The following is a 19309-nucleotide window of genomic DNA, read 5'->3' as shown; positions in this document are numbered from 1 at the left end:
GATCCCCTATCGATGTGTCCGAGCCTACAGTCTTTTCTTGAAATTACATTCCAGTTGATTTCGGAAATCCGCTCCCTTTCCGCCGACTGACTGCGGGGGCTCGGCTACCCAGTTATTCGGCAAGAATGTCGCTCATTTCTTACATCCATTAAGGGGTACTGTAAAAAAACATGAAGGATAAACTCGTCTTGTTTAAGAGTATGGTTCGGGGCGAGAGCAATTCGAAATTCCTTTTGCCGGAAAATTGATGGAACCGCCAGACTGTAGACGAATTGGAGAAGAAGAGCCAGTTTCCCTACAATATCTCTGAAAAAAGAAGTTCCAGCTGATTGGAACGTAAGGTACGAGACTCCTGCGGGAAAGCGTGGCCAAGGGAGACCCCCGCAGGCACAAGCGCCTGTGGGGTCTCGGCTAGCCAGTTATTCGGCAGGAGTGTCGCTCATTTCTTCCGTCCATTAAGGGGTACTGTAAAAAAACATGAAGGATAAACTATTCTTGTTTAAAATTATGGTTCGGGGCGAGAGGATTCGAAACTCCTTTTGCCGGAAAATTGATGGACCGCCAGACTGTAGACGAATTGGAGAAGAAGAGCCAGTTTCCTACAATATCTCTAAAAAAAGAAGTTCCAGCTGATTGGAACGTAAGGTACGAGACTCCTGCGGGAAAAGCGTGGCCAAGGGAGACCCCGCAGGCGAACGCCGAGGAGGCTCCCTGGACCGCCCGCGGAAAGCGAGTGCCTGGAGTGGAAATCATTACAAATACCCACTTTCGGAAATCCGCTCCCTTTCCGCCGACTGTCTGCCAAGCCTCTTCACCGTAAGCGGCGTGGAGTCTTGGCTACCCAGTTATTCGGCAGGAGTCCCGCAAATTTCTTCCATCCTTTAAGGATTACAGTAAAAAAACATCAAGGATCACCTATTCTTAAATTTGGTTCGGGATGAGTCTAGCCTTCGGTTTTTTCTTAAAATTTCGTTCCAGTTGATTCCAGAAACCCGCTCCCCTTTCCGCCAGCCAAGCCTCCTCGACGCTAGCGTCTGCGGGGTCTCGGCTAGCCAGCATTTTGGCAGGAGTATGGCAAATTTCTCAATATATTGGACATCCAAAATAACTTTATTGAATATTAACCAAGTTCTCCAAAAAAACATGATTTCGACAAACTAAAAAGGGCCGGTTAACAACCGGCCCTTTTTACTCAAACTTCCATCTCTTTAAAAATATCGGTTTCCTGACCTGCATTCAAGCTAAGTACATCCTCTACATCTTGATAAGATTTCCCATAAAGATCATCATCCTTGTAAGTATGGATTTCAGAATAAATCTCTTTCATGAAATCAAATACATCTTCTTCATCAACAGATGGATTTGCCGGCCAATACAAGATTTCCATAGGCGTATTCTCCTTGGTGGCAAGCGATTTTCTGCTGTAGGAAATCGAAGAGGCGTGCTTGAATCCTTCCCTTTTATAAAATTTCAGCCTTTTAAATGTATCATCATCATTTTCTTGTACTGGTTCTACTTCCAGCAAGATCGTTTTCTGCTTTTTTTGCAATTTTTGAATTAATTTCCTTCCAAGTCCCTGCCCCCTTGATTTCTTTGATACAAAAAGGTAATCAACGAATATAAACTCGTCCCCTTCCACATATAATAAAACATGGTCGGGACCTTCATCCTTTTTATATATTTCCTGTTTATCTTCTAAAAGAACTTCTATGTGTTCTTTTGACTTCATTTCTTCAATAGGGAAATACTGGTTTAGCTTTTCATACCAATTCATAATTTAATCTCCTCATTTGCTAGTTTATACTTTCCAGATTTTTTCTTATCCACTACAATGGAACTTGAATAGCTTGAAAATATTAGGAGGGTTTTGATGATCAGCTACTTTTTGGACTTTTTTTTAGTCGCCGCTTGCGTTATTGGCATTACGGCTGTGAATGGCGTTGTGACGAATGGCATCGGCGAAAAATGGTTTGGCGGGAAACGTCACTCTCATATTTTCGATCAATCGAAACGAATTCAGTCAGGGTGGAGTCAAGTTGGCGGGAATAAAAAGCGGTAATTCAGAGAGAAATTGGATGACCGGAAGGAACTTCCTAGGTCATCCTTTTTTTCATGGGGTATAGTCTACTCCCTTTGTATATCGATTTGCTGCATTCCACAATAAGTATTCATCAATACCATTATCATTCAATGCTTTTATTTGGGCTTCCACTTCTTCCTTACCATACCTTTGGTAATTTCCATCGCCTAAATAAGAGGCAGTAAAATCTTGGAGCCAAGGTCTTGAAGTAGGTGGTGTTTTTAATTCCTTCAGCTTCCCGTTCTCCAATTTCGCATATTCCTTAACGAGATTATAAGGCTCCAAATCAGGCTTTTCGATACCAAAATAAGATGTCCAGTGACTCGGATAGATCATCGAGGAAATTACATCAACATTCTCAGAGATTTTTGTGAAGTTTTGCCCAATTCCAGGAGCTTCAGGCAATGTAGCCGCATATCCAAAAATATCAACTGACACTTCGACATCGTATGGCTCCAGTTGCTTCCTCGCATAACTTACGAAATCCGTCACTGCCTGAACCCTTTTGGCTGTATGACTCATTTTCGCTTCATCATATTCACCGACATCATATTTCAAATCATCTTCTTTATTTTCGAATCCTTCGGGAAAACGGACATAGTCAAATTGAATTTCTTTAAAACCCATCTTTGCCGCTTCAATGGCAATACCGACATTATAATCCCACACTTCTTTTAAGAATGGGTTAACGAAGGCTTCCCCTCGGCCATTCTTCCATACCTTTTCACCATCTAAAAAAGACAATTCCGGTTTCTCTTTGGCCAAAAGGGAGTCTTTAAAGACGACAACCCTTGCAATCGGATAAATCTGTTTATCCTCAAATTTTTTCAGCATTGCCCTTGGGTTTTTTATGTAGTCTTTACCAATCCCAGCATATGGAGAGTCGGGATTTTCCGTTTTATACGTTACATTCCCCTTGTCATCCTTAATGTCAATGACCATCGCATTCAAATCGGTTTCATCTACATAATTAATAAGTTCATTCAATTTATTGCCACCCGCTGCAGGCCCTGTCACATATATTCCGCGTACAGCATCCGGATAGTCGAATTTCAACCCCGAATCAAAAACAAATCGCGGTACGCTCGCAGGCAATTCTTTATTTTCTAATGCTACCTGCCTGGTTTCGTTCATGCCTTGCGCATGAACTGGCTGTTGAATCAGGAATAAGCACATACCTGTCATCAACCATTTACACATTGGTTTCATTTTCTCCACCTCATTCGCCATCAGTCATCAATATTCAACAAATATAATAAACCCCTTTCTTTAATACCACAAACAATTAACTTTACTCCTATAATTGATAAATAAATTAAAAAAACTGCTTTACAAAGTTTCAGCTTAAGAATACGTTCACAATCCTGTATTCCCTTGTGAGTATCCTTCCCTAAAATGGTCTGCTCATTGTGATATATGTTAAACGGTTTGATTTTCCTTGAAGCCTTCATTTCTTCCATGTCAAAAAAAAGAAACGGAAAATCCTTTCTATTGGCTTGATTTCCGTTTCGATTATACATTTAATATGAATAAATGCTAAAATACAGTATAGTGGACATTTCGTATTCTCAAAATGGCATCGATACAGGACAAAACGGCCCTCCACAAGATTCAAATGAGCGTTTCCCCACAAAGGAACATGCACATTTCTTTCAAAGAATGTGGATTCATTTTCTATTTATCCTTACAATAATGAAGAGCGAATATCCATTTATCAATAAACGTATTTAGAGGAGTGACTAGCAGTTGAAAAGGATTTTCTCCGGCATTCAGCCATCCGGTTCCGTTACTTTAGGAAATTACATCGGAGCCATGAAACAATTCGTTAATTTACAAAATGAATATGAATGTTTCTTTTGTATTGTTGACCAACATGCAATTACAGTTCCACAAGACCGCATCAAGTTAAGGAAAAACATTAAAACATTGGCTGCTTTATATCTGGCCATTGGCCTGGATCCTGAAAAGAATACCATCTTCATTCAATCAGAAGTACCAGCGCATGCACAGGCAGGCTGGATTTTACAGAGTATATCCTATATCGGGGAACTTGAGAGAATGACACAATTCAAGGACAAATCCGCTGGCAAAGAAGGGGTATCCGCAGCACTGCTCACTTACCCGCCGTTGATGGCTGCCGATATTCTCCTTTATAGTACAGATGTGGTCCCTGTCGGGGAAGATCAAAGACAGCATCTAGAATTGACACGCGATTTGGCTGAACGATTCAATAAAAAGCATAATGACATATTTAAAATCCCGGAAATCAGCCTCCCTACAGAAGGGGCCCGTATCATGTCCCTTCAGGAACCAAACAAGAAAATGAGCAAATCCGATCCTAATAAAAAGGCGACGATTGCCTTATTGGATGATCCGAAGCAAATCGAAAAAAACATCAAGAGCGCAGTTACCGATTCGGAAGGAATTGTCCGTTACGATAAGGAAAACAAAGCAGGTGTTTCCAACCTGATGTCCATATACTCCATTTTCAGTGGAAAATCCTATTCAGAAATTGAAGAGATGTATGAGGGCAAAGGCTACGGTGACTTTAAAAGTGATTTGGCTGAGGTGGTTCTTGGAGAAATCCTGCCAATCCAAGAACGCTATAATGCATTGATCGATTCACCTGAATTGGATGAAATTCTGGACCGCGGTGCAGAAAAGGCGAATATTGAAGCCAATAAAATGATCAGAAAAATGTATAATGGCATGGGACTTGGCAGAAAGAGATAAAAGAAGATGATCCTCAACGGATCGTCTCAGTGTGTAAACAAAAAGGTTTCGGATGGTATCATTCCGAAACCTTTTCTTTGTATTCTTGATTCTTTCTCACATTCTTGTCAAATATGTCCCTCCTCCGCGGGCTCAGGCAAATTTTCAAATTGTACATAAAAAACTGTAGACAGATTCGATTTTCATCAAGTTGAACTGCCCCGTAAATGTTAGACACCAAACTAACATTTACGGGGTGTTTTTTATGGCTAATTTTTCTGCCGAACAGAAAATATTCATTGTACGACTTTACCTTGAAGGAAAGCACAGCTATATGGATCTTCAGAAAATATTTGAAGTTTCTTATCAAATGATTCAAGGATGGGTTCGTTTATACCAAATTCAAGGAGCCGATGGATTTAAGAAATCCTATACAAGTTATTCTACGGAGTTTAAAATGGATGTACTTAATTATATGAATGAAACGGGTATATCTTCTTACGACGCAGCCGCAAGGTTTAATATTTCATCTCCAGCGCTAATTCGGACGTGGAGAATAAATGTTAATGCCTATGGATTAGATGCCCTAATTTCTAAGAAAAAGGGGAGACCATCCATGAAAAAAGATATCAATCCATCCAAACAAATTGAAGGTTCGGTTAAAGAGCTTGAAGAACGAATTAAACAACTGGAAATGGAGAATGCGTATTTAAAAAAGTTAAATACTTTAGTTCAAATGCAGGAAAAATTACAACCAAAATCAAAGCGCAAGTAATTTATGAACTAAAGTCCATTTATAAGGTTGTGGCCTTAATTAAAGTCGCTGATATTCCACGTAGCACGTACTATTATTGGGAAAAACGCTTGAATCGAGAAGATAAGTATTCGAAGGTAAAAGCCACTATTCAGTCTATCTATCATGAACATAAAGGACGTTACGGTTATCGTCGTATCACAAAAGAGTTAAAAAAATATGGGTTTTCTCACAATCCAAAGACCATCAACCGCCTCATGAATGAAATGGGCGTAAAATGTTTAGTCCGTATGAAAAAGTATCGTTCATATAAGGGGCGTGTTGGTCGAATTGCCCCCCATATTTTACAACGTGATTTTCAAGCCGAGAAAATGAATCAAAAATGGGTAACAGACGTAACGGAATTTCATTTATTTGGGGAGAAACGTTACTTATCCCCTATCCTTGATTTATGTAATGGTGAAATTATTGCCTACAAAGTGATGAAACGGCCTGTTTATAAACTTGTTGGAGATATGTTAGATGAGGCGATTAAACACCTAAAACCAGAAGATACGGTCATCCTCCATTCGGATCAAGGGTGGCATTATCAAATGAAGAAGTATCAAAAAACCTTAAAAGATTCCCGCATTATACAAAGCATGTCCCGTAAGGGAAATTGTTTAGATAACGCAGTCATGGAAAACTTTTTTGGCTTGTTAAAGTCTGAATTGCTTTATCTCCAAGAGTTTGAAAGTATGGAGCACTTTGAAAAGGAATTAGATGATTATATTCATTACTATAACCACAAACGAATGAAGGTAAAATTAAAAGACCTGAGTCCGATAGAATACCGAACTCAGGTCTTAGAAGCTGCTTAAATTATATGTCTAACTTTATTGGGTCAGATCATATCCTAACGGATCGTCTTTTTTGTTCATAAAATCGATGGGCTATCGCCAGCCTCCACTTGCCAAAGCTTTTCAAAAAAAGGCTGCCCCTTCACAAGATTTTCACAAAGTTGAAGGTGCTTCTCTGACCAGCCTTCCTTCATTTCTTCATATAACTCAAGCCAAGCTATCTGAAAATCCATTTCTTGAATGCTTTCATATTTCTCAGGGGCCCATTCTGTGTACCAATAGCGGATTTCAGCAGTGTTTTTCGCCGTGAATAATTGGTCCATGGCCATGAATAGCAATTGCTTAAGCTGTCTTTCTTTTCTTGTCAAACCGTTCATGAATAAGGGAGACGGCGACAAAATATGATATTCTTTCTCAGATGTAGGTTTTTCAGTAAAGGTGTAATCCATCTCATCATGGTTTTCTATCATGTCATAAACAATTTGTTCCTGCCGGGGAATTATTCTGCTTTTCCTAATCGGAATATGATAACCTATCGTATCAACAGCTAAAATTCCATTTCCGTCAGTCACGATAAAGCAATAGTCAAGCTGAATTCGCTCATGATTTTTCCTTGCATATGCTTTTTGATAAACATCATTCAGCAATGGCTTAGGTAATTCTGACAAGTCGTTTTCTATGTAGTGGAACAATGTTGATGACACTTTCAACAAAGGAACTTGATCTAGTAGTTCGATCCCGTCATCTTTCCTCCATTCATGAAAATGACAAATATTATAGCCGTTTTCTTCTCCTTCAAACCAGTTAACCCATACATCATGAAGATATAGCATCATTCATCCCTCACTTAAACAAATTTCTGTTTGTCAATCAGTATAGGCAGTAACCATACAATTTATTCCTATTCTAGAAAACAGATTAAGAAAAAAAGAACGTATATATTAGCTCTATTTTGATAAGAATTCTTCAGATTGAATAATGAATGATCTTTTCACGGAGAGTTTTTCAAAATTTTTCACCAGGTAATAGCCACTACAGTATCCAAGCATATATGGATATCCTTTCGACCCAAGCAGAAGTACATCATGAAGAGGATCTGTACGTTTTATCGTGTGCTTTTCCTCTAAATGCTTTCTCCAATATTCTCGTAGTTTATCTTCCTGATATAACTTAGTCCAATTCGCTAAATATTTTGTTCCTAAATATTTTCCCACCGTTCTTTCCGCCAGTCCTTCCATGATCATCGTATCAAGGAGAGTGAATTCTTTTTGGTCCTTTTTCAAATGATGCAGACGGCAAACATGATGGTATTCATGAATCAACAGGGCCTCCATTTCCTTTTCGGCTATCCCCTTTCCGTAAAAAAGGAATAGTTTATCTTTAAAGGCCAACCCTGACTTCGTTTCAACTTTTTTATTCCACATCCCTGTAGACATGAGCGGGAAAATATATATGGGAACATCTGGCCCTCCCCATAGCTTCTTATAAGCTGTAAACAAGCTTTGTGTTTTTTCCCATACATCGTTTTCTTGCAAGTCTTCCCATGTGAGTTTAGTTTTTTGATTCGGAGAATACATGCCATGCTTCAATAAATGATGATAAATCATATCCGCATCAAGGGTATCGTTGAAAGTGCTTTTAAGTCTTTCCATCATTAGGATCGGCCGGTTGAAATCCTTCCTCATCCATTCATTGGTTGAAATGACTCCCATTTCCCCATACACCTCCGCTTCTATTTACCATCGTATGATTTAATGAAGGCGGATGACACAATATATCCCTTTTCCCTTCAACATAAAAAAGAGCAGATCCCAAAAGATCTGCTCTTCCTTCAAAACTTATTGATATTTCTTGAAAAGAATCGTTGCGTTATGTCCACCGAATCCAAGTGAATTGCTGATGGCTGCATTGATTTCGCCCTTCCTTGCTTGATTCGGGACATAGTCCAAATCACACTCAGGGTCTGGTGTTTCAATATTGATGGTTGGAGGCAAAATGCTGTCCCTGATTGCCTGAATCGTGAATATTGCTTCCACACCGCCTGCTGCCCCTAACATATGGCCCGTCATTGATTTAGTGGAACTTATCGCAAGTTTATTAGCATGGTCGCCAAAGACTTCTTTGACTGCCATCGTTTCGTATTTGTCATTGTATGGCGTACTCGTTCCGTGGGCATTCACATATTGGATGTCTTCAGGATTCAAACCTGCATCCTCAATTGCAATTTTCATGGCTCTTGCCCCGCCTTCTCCACCTGGTGCCGGAGCGGTAATATGGAAGGCATCTCCTGTTGAGCCATAACCAGCTATTTCAGCATAAATCTTGGCTCCTCTATTCAATGCATGTTCAAGGTCTTCCAGAACGATGATTCCAGCTCCTTCACCTATTACAAAACCATCACGGTTAAGATCGAAAGGACGGCTAGCGGTTTGCGGATCAGGATTTGTCGATAAAGCCGTATTTGCACAGAAGCCTGCAACCGACATTTTTGTGATTGGCGCTTCGGCCCCGCCTGTAATCATGACATCGGCATCGCCCCGTTGAATGGCTTTAAACGCATCACCGATTGAGTTTGTTCCTGTTGCACAGGCTGTTACCGTACATGAATTGATTCCTTTTGCACCCAGTAAGATAGAAACCTGGCCGGCTGCCATGTCCGGTATCATCATTGGAACGAAAAATGGGCTAACCCGTTTATATCCCCTGTTTAAAAAGTTTTCATGCTGTGTTTCAAGTGTCTCCAGCCCGCCGATACCCGAACCGATCCAGACCCCGACACGTGCAGCATTTTCATCGGTTATTTCCAGCTTGCTATCATTATATGCCATAACGGAAGCTGCAATTGCATAATGGGTAAAACGGTCCATTTTGCGTGCTTCTTTACGATTTATATATGTTTCTATATCAAAGTCCTTGATTTCAGCAGCCACTTTAACGGGATATTCTTCAGCATTCAAACGAGTTAAAGGCCCTATTCCCGATTTCCCCTCGATTATATTCTTCCATCCAGTTTCTGCATCATTACCAACTGGAGAGATTGCTCCAATACCTGTTACAACTACACGACGATTAGTCATTGAAAATGGCTCCTTCCTATTTTTAAAGCTCTTACGATTTGTTTCTTCTTTTATTTACCCCACCTAAGAGCGATCGCTCCCCATGTAAGGCCACCACCAAAACCGACCATGACGATTAAGTCATTGTCCTTGATTCTTCCCGCTTCCATTTCTTCCACAAGGGCCATTGGAATGGACGCTGATGAAGTATTTCCATATTTATGAACCGTTTTTGTCATTTTTTCAAGCGGGAGACCCAGGCGTTCCCTTGAGGCTTCCATTATGCGTATGTTTGCTTGATGCGGAACAAGCAGATCCACCTCTTCCTTTGTCAAACCAGCTTTGTCTAATACACCCAGGCTGGATTCCCCCATCTGACGGACAGCAAATTTAAATACTTCACGTCCATTCATATGAATGAAATCTCCTTCCTGTAATAAGTGCTTCCCGCCAGTTCCATCTGCGCCTAATTCAAAGGAAAGGACCCCTTTGCCATCAGATACAGGTCCAAGTACAGCTGCACCCGCTCCGTCACCAAAAAGGACAGCAGTATTACGGTCTTCCCAATTGGTTACTTTCGAAAGTTTTTCAACACCGACAATCAACACATGCTTATATGCACCTGTCTTAATAAACTGCTGTGCCGTGATCATTGCATACATAAATCCGGCACATGCTGCACTTACATCCATTGCAGCTGCCTTCATCGCTCCCAATTTCTCTTGAATCATGCAAGCGACAGAAGGAAACGACTGATCAGGTGTAACGGTAGCCACAAGAATCATATCTATCTCTTCAGCCGAAATTTCCGCATTTTTCAATGCAGCTTTTGCGGCTTCATAAGCCATATCTGAAGTATCAATATCATCATTTGCAATTCTTCTTTCCTCAATACCCGTCCTGGTCCGGATCCACTCGTCAGAAGTGTCCATAATTTTTTCTAAATCCGCATTTGTAACGATTTTGTCGGGTAAGTAGCGGCCAAGCCCTAGTATTCCAGCATTCATCTTGCCATCCCCTTATATTTTAATGAGTTATTATAATCATCTATTATTACCTGGTACTAATTTTATATAAAAAAAGACTTCCTTGCAAGAGTTAACAGTTTTAAAAGCTAAAGAAATCTCTTTCGGAAGCCGGTCAAGCGCCTATGCCAGGGGAAATTCAGGGACATACATTATATATAAAAGGAGCAAAGGAGGACTCATTATGGACATCTTCAATCGCAACCGCGAAAGAAACCCGGATGATCATTTTTCGAATTTGATGTTTGGCAGGAAACCCGAACCGGAGCAAGAGGAATCGGAGGTTGATTACTTGCAATTGATGGCGAGCGTTGAAACATTGATGGGCTTGTACAGTCAATACAAACCGACCATTGATAAAATCAATCTGAACCCATTGATCGCCAAGTTCTTGAAAAAAGAATAAAAAAAATCAAGGCTGCCCTTTATCGGGACAGCCTGCCTTTAATTAACGCTGAGCATCTTGTTTGCCAAGCTCATAAGCTTCTTGCATTACGCTTTTAAAGAGCTCCATGAATGGCTCTGCCATCTCCATTGAAAATGGAATCCCGCTTGCCTCAAGCTTCGCTTTAGCCTCTGGGAAGTATTTCATGGCGATTCCCATAAATTCAAGAGTTTTATCTGAACTCATTCGCGTTTCCCCCCTATCTTTTGAATATTAATCAATTGATTTGTGATGCCCAAATAATATCATAATTCCACAGGACCCTTTCGTAAAGGGCGCACATATAAAATCATGGATATCTTTTGATGTTCTTCCTATCCTTGTACATTATAGTACAAGACATATAGATTAGAGGCAACTATACCGTTTTGTTCTTCTCAATAACGAAATTATTTGTTTAATCACGCTTTCTCCACTTTTTAAGTAAGTTTAATCGTTTATTATGTTTTTTTTGTAATGCAATGCCTTCTTCCGGTTCCATTTTGCATTGCACTTCAAATATTGTTCCTTTATTGATTTTAGTTGTTGATTGTTGGGGAGTGAATGAATCCATGCTTTCACCAAATATTAGCTTGGCACATTCATTCCAATGATCATCAATAGAGCTGCACAATTGGATGTCCCTATCGGAACTTGAGGTTAGCACCGCTTCCAAGGCATTAACAAAATCAGTGATATAGAGAGCATCAAAGGTATATTCGGCAGCAATTGCCGCTTTGATATCAGACTGCCCAAGCTGATTGATTCCAGCTTCAAAGCTCATGCCTTCCGATTGCCAAGGTCCATAAATCGTCGGTAAAAATATGATTTTTGCAGAATCGATTTCACGAATCGAGCTTAATATGGAATGAAATATACTGACATCTTTTTCAATGGGCATGAAAAGAACGAAATTGGGCGTTTCATTCTTGCCATTTTTGAATTTCTCAATGAAGGAAACGATTTCGCCTATCAGAAAATCGATTTTGTCCATTTTGCCGCTTTGAATATCGTAACAAGAGATGAACACCGTGTCCTGCTGTGAAATATCCAATAATTTAAGTTTATTTATCGGAAAGTATATATAATTTGAATTCCTTCCTATTTCAAATTCCTTTTCTTCCATAATATATTGATTTGCTTCGGAATCATCCCAATCGATTCCGATTACTTCTTTCCCTTGGTTCAAAAAATATTGAGTCACATAGAAGCCCACAAATCGATAAGTGCCTATGACAATGTTTGTTTGCATAAATACAGCCTCCTCGTATGCCATCAAGCCCACTTCACCCGGCACGTCTAGTTTTTTTAGATGCTGTATCGTATGCAAACTATTGTGAAAATATATCTCTTCTCATAAAATCTCTTCATTCTCATTGAAAAACTTTTGTATTTGATAGGGGATTTTATAACGTTTTTCGGGCAATATATACGTCAGCTGCAAGTCTGCTTTTCTGGCCAGCTGGATTTGCCGATAAAGGGAGGCTTGCTCTTTCCGTAAGCTTCCAAAAACCTGAATCACTTTCATGGGGATATTCTCTGCGATAACTGAATCTTCAGTGTCCAGGATATGCTGTTCACATTCTGCCGGATCGAGCTCATATGCAGCAGCAACCTCTGACAGCCATTTTTTATAGAAGAACTTATTTTCCTTTTCTTTTTCCAGTTGTGCTTTCAAGGAAAAAACCGGATCGATCAATACGACAGACCGAATTTTATTTCCAAGTTCATTCATTAGCTTTAGGGCAAGTAGTGCGCCTGTCCCCTCTGCCAATATATGAACCCTTTGATTGACTATTTCTTTTTTCATGAAAAGAATATATAGGTTAAGGGAAAGGTCCAGTGCTTTAGGACTGCCCCAGTTGGCCCCGTGAAAATTAGAAGAAAATAGCGTGTATCCGTATTCCTTTAAATATTCCAATATCTGCAGCCTGCCTGGATGCTGCAGCCAAAAGCTGCTGTCTTTTTCGACAAAATGACTACGGTCTCCAATTACCATTACGGAAAAACCACTGGGTCGCTCTGGATAATAGATGATATTCCATTGGTCATCAATTTGAAAAGTTCGTTGTTCCATCGTTCAAACTCCTTTAAGGAATATTACTACTACTATATTAATTTATGACGAAAAATAGAAAGGGTCAGTGGAAACGCCTAACTTCTTATCTTAAATTAACCAAGCAGGGACGATTTTTGTTTTTATTCCCCCGATGATTTCCCTTTTGAAGTTTTGAACCAGCTTGTCTGCCAAAAAATTTCTCTTATGATTTAATGTATTGAATTATTTAAAGGTTATTATTAAAAACACGTTTTAACTGTATATTAATTATGGTAAGATAAAAATGAATGTAGTGGAATGAGGTGAAATTCGATGCGTTATGCTTGGACAATTTTTTGGACATTCTTATTAGTGCATATGACTGTATATGTTGTTTCTTCCATGATCGGAGTTTCATACGATGCTGCGCAGGGAACTATTCTAGGATTAGCTGCTGCTATCCTGATTTGTATCATCCCAGCTATCATGCCTGCCGGACCAGCTAAAGACTCCCATCAACATTAAGAAGCAAAAGAGGACATCCTTTTTAGGATGTCCTTTTTGTTATACCGAACTTTGGATACGGATAAACTGCATATTAACGTTTTTATTTAAGGACCAATTCATCATGGTCATAATCAATCGTGATTCCTTCTTTAAGCTTAACAGTCCCAGCTATGATTTTACGGGCGATTTTCGTTTCGAGATGCTTTTGGATGAATCGCTTCAGCGGTCTAGCTCCATATACCGGATCATATCCCTGGTCCGCAATGAATTCCTTAGCCGCTTCTGTGACGTTGAGGACTATATTTTGTTCAGTTAACCTAACTTGTAATTGATGAACCATTTTATCTACGATTTCAACGATTTCATGTTTCGTCAGAGGTTTGAATAAAACAATGTCATCCACTCGATTCAAAAACTCCGGACGGAAATGCCCTCTTAATTCTTTAAAGACCTGATCTTTTATTTCTTCTTCAATGCCACCATCCACCCGGTTGGATTGCAATAAGAAATGGGAACCGATATTGGAAGTCATGATGATGACCGTATTTTTACAGTTGATTGTCCTGCCTTGGGAGTCTGTTATTCTTCCATCATCCAACATTTGCAATAAAATATTGAAGACTTCAGGATGCGCCTTTTCAATTTCGTCCAGTAATATGACTGAGTATGGGTTTCTCCTTACAGCCTCCGTAAGCTGGCCGCCTTCCTCAAATCCAACATAACCGGGAGGTGCACCAACAAGTCGGGACACGGAATGTTTCTCCATATATTCCGACATATCAATTCGAATCATATGTTCCTCACTATCGAATAATGTTTCTGCCAAAGCTTTTACCAATTCGGTTTTACCGACACCAGTCGGCCCAAGAAAAATGAATGAACCGATTGGTCTGTTTGGATCTTTTATTCCAGCCCTTGCTCTTAAAACAGCATCGGATACGAGTTCCACCGCTTCTCCTTGACCGATTACGCGTTCATGCAGGATATCTGATAGGCGAAGCAGCTTCTCCCTTTCACTTTCCACCAGCTTGCTTACCGGAATCCCTGTCCACCTTGCCACAATCGAGGCAATTTCCTCCTCCGTCACTTCCTGGCGAAGCAATCGTGATTCCTGTTTTTCCTTTTCCAATTCGTCTTCCATTGCTTCCAATTCTTTTTGAAGCTGCGGAATCCTTCCATGCCGAAGTTCAGCTGCCCGGTTAAGGTCATAGTCATTCTCTGCCTGTTCCAGTTCATGACGCAGTTTCTCAAGCTCTTCACGTTTGTCCTGCACCTTTTGAAGCGCTGATTTCTCCATTTGCCACTTGGATTTCATGCTATTCGCTTGATCCTGAAGTTCTGATAGTTCTTTTTGAAGCACTTCCAGCCTTGCTTTGCTTTGAGGGTCGTCTTCATTTTTCAGGGCCGCTTCTTCAATTTCAAGTTGCATGACTTTTCTCGTGATTTCATCCAACTCGGATGGCATGGAGTCGATTTCCATGCGGATCATCGCACATGCTTCATCCACAAGATCAATCGCTTTATCCGGTAAAAACCGCTCCGTTATATATCGGTTCGAAAGGACAGAGGCTGCAACGATCGCCCGATCATGTATCCTGACGCCATGATGAATTTCAAACCGTTCCTTTAATCCCCGCAAAATTGAAATCGTATCTTCAACATCCGGTTCAGGAACCAGAACCTGTTGGAAACGGCGTTCCAAAGCCGGATCCTTTTCAATATATTGCCGATATTCATCAAGGGTCGTTGCACCGATACAATGCAGCTCACCGCGCGCAAGCATCGGCTTTAACATATTTCCGGCATCAAGGGCGCCATCCGTTCTTCCTGCACCGACAATTGTATGCAATTCATCAATGAATAAGAGAATTTTTCCATCACTCTTCTTGATCTCATTCAACACCGCTTTTAGGCGTTCCTCAAATTCACCTCGGAATTTGGCCCCTGCGACAAGTGCACTTATATCGAGTGAAAAAACGGTCTTATCCTTTAAACCTTCCGGCACATCCTTCCTGACGATCCTTTGAGCCAACCCCTCGACAATCGCTGTTTTACCTACTCCAGGTTCTCCTATTAATACAGGATTATTTTTCGTTTTCCGTGAAAGGATCCGTATGACGTTACGGATTTCCGTATCTCGACCGATTACTGGATCGACCTTACCCGATTTAACCTCAGCAACGAGATCTCTGCCGTATTTTTTCAGTACTTCATAAGTGCTTTCAGGATTTTGACTAGTCACTCGCTGATTCCCCCTTATATCGCTTATAACCCGTTTTGCTTTATCATAATCAATTCCATATGATGAAAATAGCCTGTTTACATTCGTTCTATTGACTTGCAAAGACGCAAGCAGTATATGCTCGACAGATAAGTATTCATCCTCCCACATCTGCATTTCCTTTTCGGCAGCCGTCAGAACTTGCTGTAGGGAGGATGACATGTAAACCTGGGAAACACCCCCGCTCACTTCCGGTAATCCATCCAATTCCTTATTCAGCACTATATCAAAAAGATTCACCGATTTACCAGATTCCGATAAAATCCTGATTAATAAACTTTCATCCTGTTCCATTAAGGCCTTTAATAAATGAAGCTCCGTCAGCTCGGGATTCCCTCTTTCATTGGCTAGTTCCTGACCGCCAGTGAATGCCTGTTGTGTTCTCTCCGTCATTTTATTAATATCCATCTTGAAACCTCCCATTCATCTATATCATGAACGAATCCCCACTGGGTTTGACCAATTTTGACCTTTATATTTTCATTATACTTCTAATTCTCCCTATGTAAAGGAAAGTTATAAGAAATGCAGTAGTTTGGAAAATAAACGGAAAAAGCCTTTCTTCATATAGAAGAAAGGCAGACCCATTTGTAACATGGATAAATTCCTTTATGGATGAAACAAAATGGTTTATGCTTTCACGGCCGTTTTATTGTAACCATGAAATTCATCGATGAATTGGAAATCCCTATCCGTCCGACCTGCAAGGATCGTATCTCGGAGCAGAATGCCTGCATCGGTCGTATTGTGGATGATTTCCCCCCACATTCTAGCACTCGTTTGAACATTTGCCGTACGTGGAATGCGTTCCTCCTGATATTCCAAAAATGCCTGTTCAATGTCATTCCCATGCTTATGGAGCATATCAGACAAATAAGCTGCATCTTCTAAAGCCTGGCAAGCGCCTTGTGCCAAGTATTGAAGCATCGGATGTGCCGCATCGCCCATAAGCGTAATTCTTCCTTTTGTCCAATTATCAATTGGTAAACGGTCATACATCGGCCAGCGGCGTTGTCTTTGAATGAATGAAATCGCATTCTGAACAAGCTCACAAGTTCCGGCAAATACACGGTCCATTTCTTCCGGTGTTCCCCATTGATCTGTTTTTTCGTTTTCTTCCGTATATTGAGAACTTTTGAAAACCACTACTTGGTTATAAAGTTCTCCCCTTCTAACCGGATATTGAACAAGATGAAGGTCTGGCCCAATCCACATGTATACATCATCTAAATCCCCATGGCTCGTAACCTCCTCCATCGGGATCGCTCCCCTGTATGCAACATATTGAGAGCAGACCGGCTGATCTTCCACAAAAAGTTTCCGTGCCTTGGACCATAATCCATCGGCTCCAATGACAGCAGTTCCTGAATGTTGGGACCCGTTGGCAGAAGTAATCGTCACTTCACCTTCATACTCTACTGTCTCAATAATGGTTTGATTCGTGACCAGTTCGATATACGGGTTCTTTTCACAGGCTTCAGCCAATACTTTATGCAAATCGGAACGATGCAAAACAACATACGGAGCTCCATATCTTTCTTTATAAACATCACCTAAATCCAAAGCGGAAAGCTCTTTTCCGGAAAAGGCGTCCATCAGCACCAATCTTTTTGGAAATACTGCAATATCATTGATTTTATCCATGACACCCAAACGCTGCAATACGTTGGTGGCATTTGCTGCAAGCTGAATCCCTGCACCAATTTCCCCAAATTCGGGAGCTTGTTCTAGGACTTTTACATACTGTTTTGTTTCTGCGATTCCTAAAGCAGTTGCCAATCCGCCAATTCCCCCACCGATAACGATGAATGGTTTTTTTTCTGTGTTCATCATCAATTCCCCCTATATTAGTTGCTTTAAGCCAAAGTTGCGGACCACTACCACAGTAAGCGTTTTCATTCGAATGGCATTCATCTATTCACTAGTATCTTAGCTGAAGATTCCAAACCTATTATTTTCAAACCAAAACAGGCTTGAATTCACTTTCAACCTTTTGGTACCCATTGTTTGTGTCTAATTCTTGTTGCTGTTCCAAATCGAATCTTTCCATTATTGGTAGGTCGTTTACCGAGAATAAGTAAGAATCCGCATCTGCAACGTGCTCATGCCATGCCCAATTCGGAACGACGAAATAATCTCCCTTGGACCAGTCAAAACGAACGCCATTAATGACCGTATAGCCTGATCCTTGGTGCACTTGATAAATCGTGGAATGGGTATGGCGATGGGCTTTCGTATGGAAACCTTTAGGAAGTTTCTGCATCCATGCCCCCATCGTCGGATTGGCCGTTTGGCCATTTGATGGATTGATATATTCCACGGCAAAACCTTCATATGGATCCGGTTCGAAATTCATCAATCCTTCTATTGCTGCTTTGGTGCCCTTCCATTTGTAATTGGCAAGCGGTGCCACTTGTGAATAACGGTCGGATACTGGACGAACCATTCCGCCTTGATAACGGAGCTCTGAAAAATTATCCGGCCGTTTAGGCGTTTCAATCCGATCTGGATATGGTTCAAAGAAAGTGCCGCCTATGGAATAGATGGTTGGGATATCAAGGGCATCCATCCAAATCATTGGTTTTTCCCCAACATGTCCATGACCATGCCATAAGTTTTTAGGCGTGATCAAGAAATCTCCTTCTTCCATGAAGATCCTTTCTCCCTGCACGATGGAGTAGGCACCTTCACCATTCGTAATGAAACGAAGTGCACTTTGGGAATGACGGTGGGAAGGGGCCACTTCACCTGGCAACAAAAGCTGGACCGCTGCATAAAGCGTTTGTGTTGTTGAAGCCCATCCCCAAGGCTGGCGATAAGTAAGGCCAGGGTTTTGAAAATAAATCGCCCTGCGCTCCCCGCCTCGGTCAGGTGTGAAGATTTCAGCCGCTTCCATCAATTTTTTTGTTAAAAGCTCTTCTTTCCATAAATAAGCATGCGCATGAGGTTTAGGTTCATGGTCCATCAGAGCGGGAATGGCTTCCCACAGCGGCCCAAGGTTATACTGCTGAATATCCTTTGTAAAATCTTTTACGATTGTACTATTCATGTATTCCGATTTTTCAGCCATATTAATCCCTACTTTCTTTTTTATCTTGCCTCACTGGATTTTAGAAAGATTTCGCTTAATTTGATCATAATGTCCTGAAACATGCTCATCGATGAAGTGATCGACTATATAGGAAACTGGTTTGTTTCCGAATTTAGCGAAATTCCGGTGTGGCGATTCTTTGGATAGTGTTTCTTCATCTAAATTCCCGAGACCGCTCTCCACTTTATATTTAAGCCCCTCCACTTGCTTCATGACATCATCCACAGCAAGTTTGTCTGTATCGGTAACCGCCGCCAATCGGGCTGGATCTTGCAATCCACGCCCCCATTCGGCTCCAGGCATCGCTATTACAGTTTCCACTTCACCTAACCAATAAGGAATGGCTTCAGCTAAATGGGAAAGTATCTGCATGATTGACCATTCATCCTCTGCTGGTCTAAATCGGATCGTTTCTTCCGGTAGGTTTGCCGTTGTCTCAAGAATATGCTCGATGGATTGTTGCACTGATTGGATTGATGTCCCGATTCCCTGATAAGCCATT

At 40.9% G+C, this 19309-nt stretch carries 18 protein-coding genes; 5 read left to right on the top strand and 13 right to left on the bottom strand.

All coding sequences use genetic code 11. The features are described 5' to 3' along the window. Nucleotides 1-1192 precede the first annotated feature (1192 nt). Nucleotides 1193-1774: a GNAT family N-acetyltransferase gene (locus tag MKX49_RS04640; RefSeq protein WP_340875294.1), complete on the bottom strand. Its 582-nt coding sequence runs from the start codon at nt 1772-1774 to the stop codon at nt 1193-1195. Between the two features lie 96 nt (nt 1775-1870). On the opposite strand from MKX49_RS04640, the gene MKX49_RS04635 reads away from it, so the two are divergent. Next, nucleotides 1871-2059, top strand: a complete 189-nt coding sequence (locus MKX49_RS04635) for a hypothetical protein (protein ID WP_034314508.1) — start codon at nt 1871-1873, stop codon at nt 2057-2059. Nucleotides 2060-2110: 51 nt separating this feature from the next. On the opposite strand, the gene MKX49_RS04630 is transcribed toward MKX49_RS04635, so the two are convergent. Further along, nucleotides 2111-3256 carry a putative glycoside hydrolase gene (locus MKX49_RS04630; protein ID WP_323597976.1) on the bottom strand — a complete coding sequence of 382 codons (1146 nt, stop codon included), beginning with the start codon at nt 3254-3256 and terminating at the stop codon, nt 2111-2113. Nucleotides 3257-3826: 570 nt separating this feature from the next. On the opposite strand from MKX49_RS04630, the gene trpS reads away from it, so the two are divergent. Together trpS and MKX49_RS04620 are read left to right on the top strand one after the other, a co-directional pair. Continuing rightward, nucleotides 3827-4813, top strand: coding sequence for a tryptophan--tRNA ligase (gene trpS, locus MKX49_RS04625; protein WP_063591819.1), 987 nt, complete (start codon nt 3827-3829; stop codon nt 4811-4813). Between the two features lie 244 nt (nt 4814-5057). Next, a protein-coding gene (locus MKX49_RS04620; RefSeq protein WP_445670112.1) for an IS3 family transposase occupies nt 5058-6406 on the top strand; the annotation gives its coding sequence in 2 pieces (ribosomal slippage) (nt 5058-5538 and nt 5538-6406; 1350 coding nt in all). 56 nt (nt 6407-6462) lie between these two features. Here MKX49_RS04620 and MKX49_RS04615 read toward each other — a convergent pair. The 4 genes from MKX49_RS04615 to MKX49_RS04600 form a co-directional block, all read right to left on the bottom strand. After that, nucleotides 6463-7218 carry a YjbA family protein gene (locus tag MKX49_RS04615; RefSeq protein WP_034314514.1) on the bottom strand — a complete coding sequence of 252 codons (756 nt, stop codon included), beginning with the start codon at nt 7216-7218 and terminating at the stop codon, nt 6463-6465. A 114-nt stretch (nt 7219-7332) separates the two neighbouring features. Then, nucleotides 7333-8097: a DUF2268 domain-containing protein gene (locus MKX49_RS04610; protein WP_340875290.1), complete on the bottom strand. Its 765-nt coding sequence runs from the start codon at nt 8095-8097 to the stop codon at nt 7333-7335. 126 nt (nt 8098-8223) lie between these two features. Then, a complete protein-coding gene (fabF, locus tag MKX49_RS04605; RefSeq protein ID WP_048686925.1) occupies nt 8224-9462 on the bottom strand; it encodes a beta-ketoacyl-ACP synthase II in 1239 nt (412 codons plus the stop codon). Between the two features lie 50 nt (nt 9463-9512). Continuing rightward, nucleotides 9513-10448, bottom strand: coding sequence for a beta-ketoacyl-ACP synthase III (locus tag MKX49_RS04600; RefSeq protein WP_340875285.1), 936 nt, complete (start codon nt 10446-10448; stop codon nt 9513-9515). A gap of 202 nt (nt 10449-10650) precedes the next feature. Here MKX49_RS04600 and MKX49_RS04595 point away from each other — a divergent pair, with 202 nt between their 5' ends. Next, nucleotides 10651-10872 (top strand): hypothetical protein, encoded by a 222-nt coding sequence (locus MKX49_RS04595; protein ID WP_048686923.1) that lies wholly within the window; start codon nt 10651-10653, stop codon nt 10870-10872. Nucleotides 10873-10914: 42 nt separating this feature from the next. Here MKX49_RS04595 and MKX49_RS04590 read toward each other — a convergent pair whose 3' ends face one another. The 3 genes from MKX49_RS04590 to MKX49_RS04580 all read right to left on the bottom strand — a co-directional run bounded on the left by MKX49_RS04590 (nt 10915) and on the right by MKX49_RS04580 (nt 12967). Then, nucleotides 10915-11097, bottom strand: a complete 183-nt coding sequence (locus MKX49_RS04590) for a ComZ family protein (RefSeq protein ID WP_034314525.1) — start codon at nt 11095-11097, stop codon at nt 10915-10917. A gap of 211 nt (nt 11098-11308) precedes the next feature. Continuing rightward, nucleotides 11309-12142, bottom strand: coding sequence for a hypothetical protein (locus MKX49_RS04585; protein WP_048686921.1), 834 nt, complete (start codon nt 12140-12142; stop codon nt 11309-11311). 102 nt (nt 12143-12244) lie between these two features. After that, nucleotides 12245-12967 (bottom strand): alpha/beta hydrolase, encoded by a 723-nt coding sequence (locus tag MKX49_RS04580; protein ID WP_048686919.1) that lies wholly within the window; start codon nt 12965-12967, stop codon nt 12245-12247. 294 nt (nt 12968-13261) lie between these two features. On the opposite strand from MKX49_RS04580, the gene MKX49_RS04575 reads away from it, so the two are divergent. Next, nucleotides 13262-13453 (top strand): YjzD family protein, encoded by a 192-nt coding sequence (locus MKX49_RS04575; RefSeq protein WP_048686917.1) that lies wholly within the window; start codon nt 13262-13264, stop codon nt 13451-13453. Between the two features lie 82 nt (nt 13454-13535). Here the strand turns inward: MKX49_RS04575 and clpB are convergent, their stop codons facing one another. From clpB to MKX49_RS04555, 4 genes are all read right to left on the bottom strand, one after another. After that, the gene (gene clpB, locus MKX49_RS04570) at nt 13536-16124 is read right to left on the bottom strand and encodes an ATP-dependent chaperone ClpB (RefSeq protein ID WP_340875278.1); all 2589 of its coding nucleotides are present in this window, start codon (nt 16122-16124) and stop codon (nt 13536-13538) included. A 222-nt stretch (nt 16125-16346) separates the two neighbouring features. Beyond that, nucleotides 16347-17546, bottom strand: a complete 1200-nt coding sequence (locus tag MKX49_RS04565) for an FAD-dependent monooxygenase (protein WP_340875276.1) — start codon at nt 17544-17546, stop codon at nt 16347-16349. Nucleotides 17547-17673: 127 nt separating this feature from the next. Continuing rightward, entirely contained in the window at nt 17674-18786 is a 1113-nt protein-coding gene (locus MKX49_RS04560; protein WP_340875275.1) for a cupin domain-containing protein, read from the bottom strand. A gap of 30 nt (nt 18787-18816) precedes the next feature. Further along, the gene (locus tag MKX49_RS04555) at nt 18817-19308 is read right to left on the bottom strand and encodes a DinB family protein (protein WP_340875272.1); all 492 of its coding nucleotides are present in this window, start codon (nt 19306-19308) and stop codon (nt 18817-18819) included. Nucleotide 19309 lies beyond the last annotated feature (1 nt).

Source organism: Peribacillus sp. FSL M8-0224 (assembly GCF_038003055.1).
In the GTDB taxonomy this organism is placed as follows: domain Bacteria; phylum Bacillota; class Bacilli; order Bacillales; family DSM-1321; genus Peribacillus; species Peribacillus frigoritolerans.
This window is presented reverse-complemented; position numbering and strand designations above follow the sequence as displayed.